A 12,846-nucleotide genomic window follows, 5' to 3' on the forward strand; every position below is an offset into this window, starting at 1 on the left:
CCGTTTCCTCAGCGCAGCTTGGGGTCGAGGGCGTCGCGGACGGCGTCGCCGAGCATGATGAACGCGAGCACGGTGACGCTGAGCGCCCCCGCCGGCCAGAGCAGCATGTGCGGGGCGTTGCGGATCTGTGGGGCCGCGTTGGAGATGTCGATGCCCCAGGAGACGGTGGGCGGGCGCAGGCCCACGCCGAGGAAGGACAGGGTGGCCTCCAGGGCGATGTACGTGCCGAGGGCGATGGTGGCGACGACGATCACCGGGGCGACCGCGTTGGGGGCGACGTGGCGCAGCAGTGTCCGGGCGTGGCCGGCGCCGAGGGCGCGGGCGGCCTGGACGTAGTCGTTCTGCTTGGCGGTGATGACGGAGCCCCGGGCGATGCGGGCGACCTGCGGCCAGCCGAGCAGCACGATGAAGCCGACGACGGGCCAGACGGTGGTGCTGGTGACGACGGAGAGGAAGACCAGGCCGCCGAGGACGACGGGGATGCCGAAGAAGATGTCGGCGGCCCGGGAGAGGGTGGCGTCCCCCCAGCCGCCGAAGAAGCCGGCGAGGCCCCCGAGGAGGGAGCCGAGCAGCGCGGCGCCGAGGGTGGCGCAGATGCCGACGGTGATGGAGGCGCGGGCGCCGTGGACGGTGCGGGTGTAGACGTCGCAGCCCTGGGTGTCGTAGCCGAAGGGGTGACCGGGCTCGGAGCCGGCCTGCGACTTGGACAGGTCGCACTGGAGGGGGTCGCCGCTCGCGATGAGCTGGGGCCAGAGGGAGATGAGGACGAGGAAGAGGATCAGCAGGGCGGAGAGGACGAAGACCGGGTTGCGGCGCAGCTGGTGCCAGGCGTCGGACCACAGGGAGCGGGCCCGTTCGCCGGGGCCGGCGGGCTGTCCGGGGAGGGGCTTCTCCAGGCTTTCCGCCTCTTCGATCGCCAGGTCCATGGGTCCGCCCTGTCCGGTGGGAGCGATGGCTTCCCCGTCGCCCGGCTGGAGCGGGTCGTAGGCCTGCGGGCGCTCGGGCTCAGGCATACCGGATCCTCGGGTCCAGGACCGCGTAGAGCAGGTCGACGAGCAGGTTCGCCAGCAGGAACACGATGACGAGGATGGTCACGAAGCCGACGACGGTGGGCGAGTTGTTGCGGAGGATGCCCTGGTAGAGCTGGTAGCCGACGCCGTGGATGTTGAAGATGCGCTCGGTGACGATGGCGCCGCCCATCAGGGCGCCGATGTCGGTGCCGATGAACGTGACGACGGGGATGAGCGAGTTGCGCAGCAGGTGCCGGGTGACGACGCGGCGGCGCGGCAGGCCCTTGGCGACGGCGGTGCGCACGTAGTCCGCCTTCGCGTTCTCGGCGATGGAGGTGCGGGTCAGCCGGGTGACGTAGGCGAGGGAGACCAGGGCCAGGACGGTTCCGGGCAGCAGGAGTTCGCTGAAGGGGGCGGCGGCGGACACGGTGGGCCGGACCCAGCCCCATTTGACGCCCAGGACGAACTGGAGGAGGTAGCCGGTCACGAAGGTGGGGACGGAGATGACGATGAGGGTGGCGACGAGCAGGCCGGTGTCGACGGCCCGGCCCCGGCGCAGGCCGCTGACCACGCCGAGGGTGATCCCGACGAGGATCTCGATGACGATGGCGACGCAGGTCAGGCGCAGGGTGACCGGGAAGGCGGTGGCCATCAGCTCGGTGACGGGCTGGCCGTTGAAGGCGGTGCCGAAGTCGCCCTGGAAGATCTGCCCCATGTAGTGGAGGTACTGCTTCCACAGGGGTTGGTCGAGGTAGAGGTCCTTGCGGATGCGGGCCGCGGTGGCGGGGTCGGGGGCCTTGTCCCCGAACAGCGCCGCCACCGGGTCGCCCAGCGCGTACACCATGAAGAAGATCAGGAACGTGCTGCCGATGAACACGGGGATCATCTGGAGCAGCCGCCGGATCACGTAGCGTCCCATGGGGGCTCCAGGGTCCGGGAGGGGGACGGGCGGGCTCAGCCGACCTTGATCTGGTCGTACACGGGCACGCTGAACTGGTTGAGGGTCACTCCGGAGAGGCGCTCGGCGTAGCCGGCGCTGCCGTTCTGGTACCAGAGCGGGATGGAGGGCATCTGCGTGGCGAGGATCTTCTCCGCGTCCTGGAAGGTGGAGATGGCCTTCGCGGCGTCGGACTCCTCGTTGGCCTGGTCGACGAGCCTGTCGAACTCCGGGTCGCTGAACTTGCCGTAGTTGGAGGAGGCCCCGGTGTAGTACAGGGGCTCCAGGAAGTTCTGGATGAGCGGGTAGTCGCCCTGCCAGCCGGAGCGGAACGGGCCGGTCAGCTTGTACGAGCTCTGCTGGTTGCGGAAGTCGGCGAAGGTGCCGATCGGGTTGACGGTGCACACCGGGCCCTCGCCGAGCGCGTTGTTGACGCTGTTGCAGACGGCGTCCATCCAGGCCCGGTGCGAGCCGGTGTCCACGTTGGAGGTGATGGTCATCTTGCCGCCGGGCAGGCCGCCGCCCTCCTGGATCAGCCGCTTGGCCTCGGCGGGGTCGTACTCGCAGGCGTCGCCGCAGACGGTGGAGCTGAATCCGCCCTTCTCGCCGAGGGCCGGGGAGGTCCAGTCCTTGGCGGGGGTGCGGGTCTCCTGGAAGATCTGCCGGGTGATGGTGTCCCGGTCGATGGCCCGGGAGATGCCCTGGCGGACCTTCTCCATGCCGGGCTTGCCCCACTGCGGGTCGTACAGCGGGAAGGTGAGGGTCTGGATGATGAGGGCCGGCTGGTTGATGTAGCGGTCGCCGAGGTCGTCCTTGACGTTCTTCAGCTGCTGTGCGGGCACGTCGTCGACGAGGTCGAGGTTGCCGGCGAGCAGGTCGGTGTAGGCGGTGTTGTTGTCGGTGTAGACCTTGAGGTCCACGCCGTCGTTCTGGGCCTTGTCGGGGCCCGGGTACTCCGCCCACTTGCGCAGCTGCATGCCGGTGCCCTTGGTGTACGAGGCCACGGTGTAGGGGCCGTTGCCGACGGGCCTGTCGAGCCAGGCCGCGTGGTCGGTGAAGAAGGCCTTGGGCAGCGGGGAGAAGGCCTGGTAGCCGAGGGTCTCGGGCCAGGTGGAGAACTTCGACTTCAGGGCGACGGTGAAGGTCTTCGGGTCCTTGACGACCAGGCCGGACATGGTCTTGGACTTGGGGTCGCCGCTGGACGGGTGGACCTGGTCGTAGCCGACGATGTCGGAGAAGAACGGCGCGTTGTTCTGCTTGTTGCGCACGTCCGCGGCGTAGTTCCAGGCGTCGACGAAGGACTGCGCGGTGACCGGCTCGCCGTTGCTGAACTTCCAGCCGTCCTTGAGGGTGATGGTGAAGTTCTGGCTGTCGGTGGTCTCGATCTTCTCGGCCACCATGTTCTCGGCCTCGCCGGTCCCGGCGTCGTAGCGCACCAGCCCGCGGAAGAGCATGTCGAGGACCTTGCCGCCCTGCACCTCGTTGGTGTTGGCGGGCTCCAGCGGGTTCTGCGGGTCACCCCAGGAGGAACTGACGATCCCGGCGCCGCTTCCGGTGCCGCCGGTGTCGCTCCCGCCGCCGCAGGCCGCCGCCGCGAGGGCGACGGCCACCGCGCATGCGGCGCGTCGGGCGTGGATGGCTCCGCGCATCGAGTGCCTCCTTGGCTCTCCAGAATCGACCGGTAGCCAATGTCACCCCATGCGCGCGGACGAGTACGGGAGGTGCGCCCGATTGCACCCTCGCGTCCCCCGGCTGTCACTCCTGGGGGTGCAACGGGAGCTCCCAGGTGTTCACGGCGAAGTGCATGCGCATGCCGTGCGCCTCGTAGAGGGCCAGCGCGCCGCTGGCGTTGCGGGTGTCGACGCCCAGGCCGAGGGTGTCCCGGCCGCGTGCGGCGTAGGCGGCGAAGCCGTGGCGGAGGAGGTGGCCGCCGATGCCGAGGCCGCGGAGCTCCTTGGCGACGCCGATGTGGCTGATCCAGCCCATCGCGGTGCGGTCGTCGCGGGACACCAGGACGGCGGCGTCCCCGTGGCCGGGGACGGTGGCGATCCAGACGAGGGACCAGTCGAGGTCGCGGGCGCCGTAGTGGTCCAGCCAGGCGTCGAACTCGCGCTCCACGTGGCCGAAGTGCTCGGCGAAGGTCCGCTCGACCAGGGCGTGGGCGCGGCGCCGGTCGGCCTCGTCGGTGCCGCAGTGGCGCAGGGTGAGACCGGGGGCGCCGGGCGGCGGGGAGGGCGGGAGGTCGGCGGCCGGGTCGAGGTCGCGGACCATGGCGTGGTAGCGGCGTACGGTCCGCCAGCCGCGGTCGTCCAGCAGGGCGGTGTCCAGGGTGGGCCGTACGTTGAGCTGGAGCCGGAGGGAGCCGGGCGCGGCGCCGGCCATGGCACGGGCGCGGGTTTCCATCAGGTCCAGCAGGTGGGCGCCGGCGGCCTGGTGGCCGGGCAGTACGTAGTGGTCACAGTCGACGCGGCCGGGTTCGCCGGCGTCCCAGACCAGGCCGTAGGCGACGGGCCGGCCGCCTTCGACGGCGAGCCAGGAGTCGGTGGCGAGGTCGACGTCGGGGTGGTTCAGGTCGGCCTCGACCTCGTGCAGGTCGGTCTCCGGGCGGCCGATCTCGATGGTGTCGACGGCGTTGAGGAGGGCGCAGATGTCGCGGGCGTCGCCGGGGCCGGCAGGTCGGACGGTCAGCATCTGCTCACTCTCGCGGGCGCCGGGTCACTCCCACAACCGAATTCGGGCCGGGGCGGGAAGGGCGGAACGCCACGGCGCCCGGCCCCCTCGCGGGGACCGGGCGCCGTGGGCTCGGGTCGGGCGGCCTTCAGGAGGCGTGGACCACGTCCCGCTCCTCGGCGAAGTGGCAGGCGGTCTCGTGCGCGGCCGGGCTGTCGGAGCCCTTGAAGCGCTCGGGGATCGCCAGCAACGGCTCCTCGGTGGAGCACTTGTCCTGGGCCTTCCAGCAGCGGGTGCGGAAGCGGCAGCCCGTGGGCGGGTTGGCCGGGGACGGTACGTCACCGGTGAGGATGATCCGGTCGCGGGCCTCGCGGGCCTCCGGGTCCGGGACGGGGACCGCCGACAGCAGCGCCTGGGTGTAGGGGTGCGTCGGGTGGTCGTAGATCTGGGCGTCGGTGCCGATCTCGGCCATCTTGCCGAGGTACATCACGCCGACCCGGTCGGAGATGTGCCGGACGATCGACAGGTCGTGCGCGATGAACACGTACGACAGGTTGAACTCGTCCTGCAGGCCCTCCATCAGGTTGATCACCTGCGCCTGGACGGAGACGTCCAGGGCGGAGACGGGCTCGTCGCAGATGATGATCTCCGGGTGGAGCGCCAGGCCGCGGGCGATGCCGATGCGCTGGCGCTGGCCGCCGGAGAACTGGTGCGGGTACCGGTTGATGTACTCCGGGTTGAGGCCGACGACCTCCAGGAGCTCCTGCACCTTGCGGCGCCGGTCGCCCTTCGGGGCCACCTCGGGGTGGATCTCGAAGGGCTCGCCGATGATGTCGCCGACGGTCATCCGCGGGTTCAGCGAGGTGTACGGGTCCTGGAACACCATCTGGATGTTCCGGCGGACGGCCTTGAGGGCCGCGCCGGACAGCTTGGTGATGTCCTCGCCCTTGTAGAAGATCTCGCCGGAGGTCGCGCGCTCCAGGTTCATCAGGAGCTTGGCGACGGTGGACTTGCCACAGCCGGACTCGCCGACGATGCCCAGGGTCTCGCCCTGGTACAGGTCGAAGGAGACGCCGTCGACGGCCTTGACCGCGCCGACCTGCTTCTTGAAGAGGATTCCCTGGGTCAGCGGGAAGTGCTTGACCAGGTTGCGGACCTGGAGGATCGGCTCGCGCTGGGTCAGCTCAGCCATGGATCGTCTCCTTCCAGAAGTGGCACGCGCTGCCGCGGCCGGGCAGTTCGGTGCCGTCCTGCTCGGACACCGGGTGCAGAGCGGGCACCTCGGTGCGGCAGATGTCCTGCGCCTTGGGGCAACGCGGGTTGAACGCGCAGCCACTGGGGATGTTGAGCAGGTTGGGCGGCAGTCCCTTGATCGCGTACAGCTCCTGGCCCTTCTGGTCCAGGCGCGGGATCGAGTCGAGCAGACCCCGGGTGTACGGGTGCGCGGGGCGCTTGTAGATCTCGTGGACCGGGGCGTTCTCGACGATCCGGCCGCCGTACATCACCGCGATCTTGTCCGCGACGTCGGCGACCACACCCAGGTCGTGGGTGATGAGGATCAGGCCCATGTTCATCTCGCGCTGGAGTTCCGCGAGCAGGTCCATGACCTGGGCCTGGACCGTCACGTCGAGGGCCGTGGTGGGCTCGTCGGCGATGATCAGGTCCGGCTCCAGGGCCAGGGCCATGGCGATCATGATGCGCTGGCGCATGCCGCCGGAGAACTGGTGGGGGTAGTCGCCCACGCGCGCCTTGGCGGCGGGGATCTTCACCCGGTCCATCAGTTCCACGGCCTTGGCGAGGGAGTCCTTCTTGGACATGCCCCGGTGGACCCGGAACATCTCGCCGAGCTGGGCTCCCACGGTGTGGACGGGGTTCAGGGAGGACAGGGCGTCCTGGAAGATCATGGCGATCTGCGCGCCACGGACCTTCCGCCGTTCGTCCTCCTTCATCTTCAGCAGGTCCTGGCCCTTGAAGAGGATCTCGCCGGCCGGGATGCGGCCGGGGGGCATGTCGAGGATGCCCATGATCGCCTGCGCGGTGACGGACTTGCCGGAGCCGGACTCGCCGAGGACGGCGAGGGTCTCGCCGGCGTCCACCGAGTACGACACGCCGTTGACGGCCTTGGCGATGCCGTCGCGGGTGTGGAACTCGACGTGGAGGTCCTTGACCTCCAGGAGCGGGGTGCCCTCGGGCGCGGTGCGCGGTGCGGGGACGTTCGGGGTCTTGTCGATGCTGGTCAACGTACGCCCTTCCTCAGCGCAGCTTCGGGTCGAGGGCGTCGCGGACCGCGTCGCCGACCATGATGAAAGCGAGCACGGTGATGCTCAGGGCGGCGGCCGGGAACAGCAGGACGTGCGGGGCCTGCAGGAAGCGGTCCTTGGCGTCGCTGATCATGAGGCCCCAGGAGATCTGCGGGGGCTGGACGCCGATACCGAGGTAGGACAGGGTCGCTTCCGCGCCGATGTACACGCCGAGGCTGATCGCGCCGACGACGATGACCGGGGCCACCGCGTTCGGGAGGATGTGCCGCAGGGTGATCCGCAGGGTGCCCGCGCCGAGGGCCCGGGCGGCGACCACGTAGTCGTTGTTCTTGTTCTGCAGGACCGAGGACCGCATGATGCGGAAGATCTGCGGCCAGCCCAGGGTCGCCATGACGATCGAGACGGTCACGGCGTTGCCCTGACGGCCGGACATGATCAGCATGCCGCCGAGGAGCAGCGGGATGGCGAAGAAGATCTCGGTGACGCGGGACAGGATGGTGTCCGTGAAGCCGCCGACCCAGCCGGCCAGCAGACCGAGCGCACCGCCGACGAAGAGCACCAGGGACGTCGTCAGCACACCGACGATGATCGAGTTGCGGGCGGCGTAGATGGTGCGCGAGTAGATGTCGCAGCCCTGTACGTCGAAGCCGAACCAGTGGGCTCCGCTCGGCGGCTTCAGGGAGTCGTTCAGCTGGCAGACACCGCCCGCGAAGGGGTTGGTGCTCGTGAACAGCCCGGGGACAGCCGAGATCACCAGCATGCACAGGACCAGGAACGCGCCGATCAGGAAGATCGGGTTGCGGCGCAGGTCGTACCACGCGTCGGACCAGAGACTGGCGACGCGCTCCTGCTTCTTGTCCGCCTTCTCGCCCTTGGTGCCGTTGTCGGCGGCGGGGGCGTCGGAGGAGACGGTCCTGGTGTCGGTCATCGAGTCCTCCACCGAAGTTGTGTCACGCATAGCGGATCCTCGGGTCGAGCACGGCGTAGAGCAGGTCCACGATCAGGTTGGCCAGCAGGTAGACGAGGACGAGCAGCGTCACCACGCCCACCAGGGTGATGCCCTGGTCGAGGCGAATGGCCCTGGCGATGAGACCACCGATGCCGTTGATGTTGAAGATGTTCTCGGTGACGACCGCGCCACCCATCAGCGCCCCGAGGTCGGCACCGAGGAAGGTGACGATGGGGATGAGCGCGTTGCGCAGCGCGTGGTTGATGACGACGCGGCGGCGGGGCAGGCCCTTCGCGGTCGCGGTCCGCACGTAGTCCGCGCGCATGGTCTCCATGAGGCTGGTCCGCGTCAGGCGGGTGACGTACGCGAGCGACGTGGAGGCCAGGATGAACGCCGGCAGGATGTAGGCCTGGAGTCCTTCTTCTTCCTTGAAGGAGGGAGAGAAGATGGGGAACTCGACGCCGAGCAGCAGCTGGAGCATGAAACCGGTGACGAAGACCGGGATGGAGATCACCATCAGGGTGGACAGCAGCACCACCTGGTCCAGGAACTTGCCGCGGCGCAGGGCCGACATGATGCCCGCGGTCACGCCGACGAGGGCTTCGATGATGAAGGCCACCACGGCGAGGTTCACGGTGTACGGGAAGGCTTCGACGATCTCGTCGAGGACCTTCCGGCCGTTGAGCGTCTCACCGAAGTTCCCCTGGAACACGCCGGTCAGGTAGTTCCAGTACTGGATGAAGAACGGGTCGTCGAGGTGGTACTTCTCGCGCAGCATGGCGGCGACGAGGGGGTCGGCTTTCTTCTCGCCGGCGAGAGCCTGGATAGGGTCTCCGCCGAGCAGGAAGGTCAGCGCGTAGATCAGGAACGTGGCGCCGAACAGGACAGGGATCGCCTGTATGAGTCGGCGGATGAGGTAGCGGCCCATCAGACCTCCAACAGTTGAACAGGGGGCAGGGGCAGGCGGACGGAAACCTGATTCCGTCCGCCCGCCCCCGGGTCATTTCCCCTTGGTGAAGAAGCGTGTTAGTTGAGCTCGACGTTGACCAGGTCCATACGGCCCTGGGCGTCGACCTCGACGTTCTTCACCGACTTCGAGTAGGCCGAGGAAGACATGTACGTGAAGACCGGGATGTACGGCAGGTCCCGGATGATCACGTCATCGGCCTTCTGGTACAGCTCGATGGCCTTCGCCGGGTCCGTGGCCTTGTCGGCCTGGTCCATCAGCGACTCGAACTCCTCGTTGACGTAGCCGCCGTAGTTGGAGCCGTGGTCGATCGCGACCTTGGAGAAGATCGGGCGCAGGTAGTTCTCCGCGGCCGGGTAGTCCATGGACCACGCCATGCGGAAGCCGCCCTTGTACTTCTTGTCGCCCAGGTCGGTCAGCATGTCACCGAACTTGGCGAACGGCTTGGTGGTGACCTCGACGCCGAGGTTGGCCTTCAGCTGGTTGGCGACGGCCTCGATCCAGTCCTTGTGGCCACCGTCGGCGTTGTAGCCGAGCTCGATCTTGTTGCCCGGGACACCGCCGGCCTGGGTCCACAGCTCCTTGGCCTTGGCCGGGTTGTAGGTGCCGGCCTCGCCCAGGGCGCCCTTGCGGTAACCCGGGATGATGGGGCTGATGAAGTCGTCGGCCGGCTTGCGGGTGCCGTTGAAGATGGACTTGCCGATGGCCTCGCGGTCGATCGACATCGAGATCGCCTTGCGGATCTCGACCTTGCCGAAGGCCTCCGGGTTGGTGGAGAGCGGCAGACCGACGTAACCGACGCCCGACTCCGGCTTGTAGAGGTAGCGGTCGCCGAACTCCTGGGCGACGGTGGCCATCGCGGAGATCGGGAGCTTGTCGGTGATCTGGATGGCGTCGGCGCGCAGGTCGTTGTACGCCGTGTCCAGGTTGTCGTAGATCTTGAAGGTGACGCCTTCGAGCTTCGCCTTCTGGCCGGCGTAGTTCTCGAAGCGCTTGACCTTGATCTGCTTGTTGTGCTCCCAGGCGCCGTCCATCTGGAACGGACCGTTGCCGATCGGGGCCTCGCCGAACTTCTTCGGGTCGGCCTCGAACGCCTTGGGCAGCGGGTAGAAGGCGTTGTAGCCCAGCATGGTCTTGAACTGGGAGAACGGGGCCTTCAGGGTGACGGTGAAGGTCTTCTCGTCGACGACCTTCAGACCCTTGAGCTCGGTGGCCGTGGGCTTCTTGTCCTTGCCCGGGGCCAGCTCGTCGGAGCCCTCGATCTTGGCGTAGAACGGGAGGCCCTCGGCGGCGTTGTCCTGGTTGGCGCCCCAGTTCCACGCGCGGACGAACGACTGCGCGTCCACCTTCTCACCGTTGTGGAAGGTGTAGCCGTCCTTCAGCTTGATGGTCCAGGTCTTCGAGTCCTGGGTCTCGATGGACTCGGCGACGGCCAGCTTCGGCTCGTTGGTCTTGTTGTCGTAGTCGACCAGACCGACGAAGAGGGCGTTCAGAACCTCGGCGCCCTCGGACTCGGCGGTGTTCTGTCCGACCAGGCCGTGCTGGGGCTCACCGAGCTGCACAGTGATGTGCCCGCCGGCCTTGCCGCCCTTGTCGCCGCTGTCCTTGCTGGTGCTGCAGGCCGTGGCGGCCAGAGCCACCGCGACGGCACCCGCGACCCACTTGGCGCTCGTAGCTCCGCGCATGGGTAATTGCCTCCTCAGGAGTCACTGTCGATACATAGCGGGTCCGAGCCGCGCTGACACCCCTGACAGCGAAGCCGGTTCCCCTCGTGTGTGCTCGTGAGTCGACACTCCCCACAGTGCGTGACCCATTGACCCGAGCTCATTGGAGCCATCCTCAGGGACGCCCTGACCGTAAACCACACTTAAGTGGTCTCGTTTTCACAACATCGACCCACCCGAGAAAACCGAAATCCGGACAAAGCGAGCAGAGACAGACACGCCCGAAACGGACGGTTAGCACACCTTCCGGAGTGTGACGACCGGTATCCGGACGCATGAACGCATAAATCCGCTTGACAAAAGCGAACGGCCCCCCTACCACGATCAACCGTGGCAGGGGTGCCGTGAAGCCGCTGTAAACCCGTGCGGGCGTTGGCTACTTGGCAGCCTTGGCGCGCGAGGCGGTGCGCGAACGCTCCTTCTGGTCGAGGACGACCTTGCGGATGCGGACGGCCTCGGGGGTCACCTCGACGCACTCGTCGTCGCGGCAGAACTCCAGGGACTGCTCCAGGGAGAGCTTGCGCGGCGGGACGATCGCCTCGAAGGAGTCGGCCGACGAGGAGCGCATGTTGGTGAGCTTCTTCTCCTTGGTGATGTTCACGTCCATGTCGTCGGAGCGCGAGTTCTCGCCGACGATCATGCCCTCGTACACCTCGGTGCCGGGGTCGGTGAACAGGACGCCGCGCTCCTGCAGGTTGGTCATCGCGAAGGCGGTGACCGCACCGGCCCGGTCGGCGACCAGCGAACCGTTGTTGCGGGTCTGCAGCGCGCCGAACCACGGCTCGTGGCCCTCGTGGATGGAGTGCGCGATGCCGGTGCCGCGGGTCTGGGTCAGGAACTCGGTACGGAAGCCGATCAGACCGCGGGACGGGACGACGAACTCCATGCGGACCCAGCCGGAGCCGTGGTTCGACATGTTGTCCATGCGGCCCTTGCGGACGCCCATGAGCTGGGTGACGGCACCCATGTGCTCCTCGGGCACGTCGATCGTCATGCGCTCGACGGGCTCGTACGTCTTGCCGTCGACCTCCTTGGTGACGACCTGCGGCTTGCCGATGGTCAGCTCGAAGCCCTCGCGGCGCATCTGCTCGACCAGGATGGCCAGCGCGAGCTCGCCGCGGCCCTGGACCTCCCAGGCGTCCGGGCGCTCGGTGTCGAGGACGCGCAGCGAGACGTTACCGATCAGCTCGCGGTCCAGGCGGTCCTTGACCTGGCGGGCGGTGACCTTGCGGTCCTTGACCGCGGACTTGGCGTCCGCGCCCTTGCCGGTGCCGCCGCGGCCGACCAGCGGGGAGGTGTTGGTGCCGATGACCATGGAGATGGCCGGCTCGTCCACCGTGATCAGCGGGAGGGCGACCGGGTTCTCCGGGTCGGCCAGGGTCTCGCCGATCATGATGTCCGGGATACCGGCCACGGCGCAGATGTCACCGGGGCCGGCCACCTCGGCCGGCTTGCGGGTGAGCGCCTCGGTCATCATCAGCTCGGTGATGCGGACGTTGGAGACCGTGCCGTCACGCTTGATCCACGCGACCGTCTGGCCCTTGCGCAGCTCGCCCTGCTCGACGCGGAGCAGCGCGATGCGGCCGAGGAAGTTGTCGGCGTCGAGGTTGGTGACGTGGGCCTGGAGCGGCGCGTCCTCCTCGTACGTCGGGGCCGGGACGTGCTCCAGGATGGTGGAGAAGAACGGCTCCAGGTTCTCGCTGTCGGCGGGGACGGTGCCGTCCTCCGGCTTGGTCAGCGAGGCGATGCCGTCACGGCCGCAGGCGTAGACGATCGGGAACTCGATCTGGTCCTCGTCCGCGTCCAGGTCCAGGAACAGGTCGTAGGTCTCGTTGACGACCTCGTCGATCCGGGAGTCCGGGCGGTCGGTCTTGTTGATGCAGAGGATGACCGGCATCCGGGCCTGGAGCGCCTTGCGGAGCACGAAGCGGGTCTGCGGCAGCGGACCCTCGGAAGCGTCCACCAGGAGGACGACGGCGTCGACCATCGACAGACCGCGCTCGACCTCGCCACCGAAGTCGGCGTGGCCGGGGGTGTCGATGATGTTGATCGTGATCGGGGCCCCGCCGTCCTTGGGGTGGTACTTCACCGCCGTGTTCTTGGCGAGGATCGTGATGCCCTTCTCACGCTCCAGGTCGTTCGAGTCCATCATGCGGTCGTCGAGCTGCTGGTGGGCGGCGAAGGCGCCGGCCTGCTTCAGCATGGCGTCGACGATGGTCGTCTTGCCGTGGTCGACGTGGGCGACGATGGCGACGTTTCGGATGTCGTGGCGCGTGGGCACTGCGGCGCTTCTCCCGGGATCGTGGATGGCGTCACGTACGGCCTGGT

At 68.2% G+C, this 12,846-nt stretch carries 10 protein-coding genes; all 10 read right to left on the reverse strand.

What is annotated here, in order from left to right; genetic code table 11:
* Window positions 1-8 precede the first annotated feature (8 nt).
* Window positions 9-1,013, reverse strand: coding sequence for an ABC transporter permease (locus ACFY61_RS09200; RefSeq protein ID WP_389468997.1), 1,005 nt, complete (start codon window positions 1,011-1,013; stop codon window positions 9-11).
* Window positions 1,006-1,929 carry an ABC transporter permease gene (locus tag ACFY61_RS09205; RefSeq protein ID WP_389469000.1) on the reverse strand — a complete coding sequence of 308 codons (924 nt, stop codon included), beginning with the start codon at window positions 1,927-1,929 and terminating at the stop codon, window positions 1,006-1,008. Before ACFY61_RS09205 ends, ACFY61_RS09200 begins: the two co-directional genes overlap by 8 nt.
* A gap of 35 nt (window positions 1,930-1,964) precedes the next feature.
* A complete protein-coding gene (locus tag ACFY61_RS09210; RefSeq protein WP_389469003.1) occupies window positions 1,965-3,596 on the reverse strand; it encodes an ABC transporter substrate-binding protein in 1,632 nt (543 codons plus the stop codon).
* Between the two features lie 106 nt (window positions 3,597-3,702).
* Window positions 3,703-4,638 (reverse strand): GNAT family N-acetyltransferase, encoded by a 936-nt coding sequence (locus ACFY61_RS09215; RefSeq protein WP_389469006.1) that lies wholly within the window; start codon window positions 4,636-4,638, stop codon window positions 3,703-3,705.
* Between the two features lie 127 nt (window positions 4,639-4,765).
* Window positions 4,766-5,809 carry an ABC transporter ATP-binding protein gene (locus ACFY61_RS09220; protein WP_389469008.1) on the reverse strand — a complete coding sequence of 348 codons (1,044 nt, stop codon included), beginning with the start codon at window positions 5,807-5,809 and terminating at the stop codon, window positions 4,766-4,768.
* Complete coding sequence (locus tag ACFY61_RS09225) at window positions 5,802-6,857, reverse strand: ABC transporter ATP-binding protein (RefSeq protein ID WP_389469011.1); 1,056 nt, start codon at window positions 6,855-6,857, stop codon at window positions 5,802-5,804. Before ACFY61_RS09225 ends, ACFY61_RS09220 begins: the two co-directional genes overlap by 8 nt.
* A gap of 13 nt (window positions 6,858-6,870) precedes the next feature.
* Window positions 6,871-7,836 (reverse strand): ABC transporter permease, encoded by a 966-nt coding sequence (locus ACFY61_RS09230; protein ID WP_389469014.1) that lies wholly within the window; start codon window positions 7,834-7,836, stop codon window positions 6,871-6,873.
* Complete coding sequence (locus ACFY61_RS09235) at window positions 7,829-8,755, reverse strand: ABC transporter permease (protein ID WP_389469016.1); 927 nt, start codon at window positions 8,753-8,755, stop codon at window positions 7,829-7,831. The genes ACFY61_RS09230 and ACFY61_RS09235 overlap by 8 nt, the downstream gene beginning before the upstream one ends.
* 98 nt (window positions 8,756-8,853) lie before the next feature.
* Window positions 8,854-10,479, reverse strand: coding sequence for an ABC transporter substrate-binding protein (locus ACFY61_RS09240; RefSeq protein WP_389469019.1), 1,626 nt, complete (start codon window positions 10,477-10,479; stop codon window positions 8,854-8,856).
* Between the two features lie 415 nt (window positions 10,480-10,894).
* Complete coding sequence (gene typA / locus ACFY61_RS09245) at window positions 10,895-12,799, reverse strand: translational GTPase TypA (protein WP_389469020.1); 1,905 nt, start codon at window positions 12,797-12,799, stop codon at window positions 10,895-10,897.
* Window positions 12,800-12,846: the final 47 nt, after the last annotated feature.

Source organism: Streptomyces sp. NPDC012888, assembly GCF_042900645.1.
Taxonomy (GTDB): domain Bacteria; phylum Actinomycetota; class Actinomycetes; order Streptomycetales; family Streptomycetaceae; genus Streptomyces.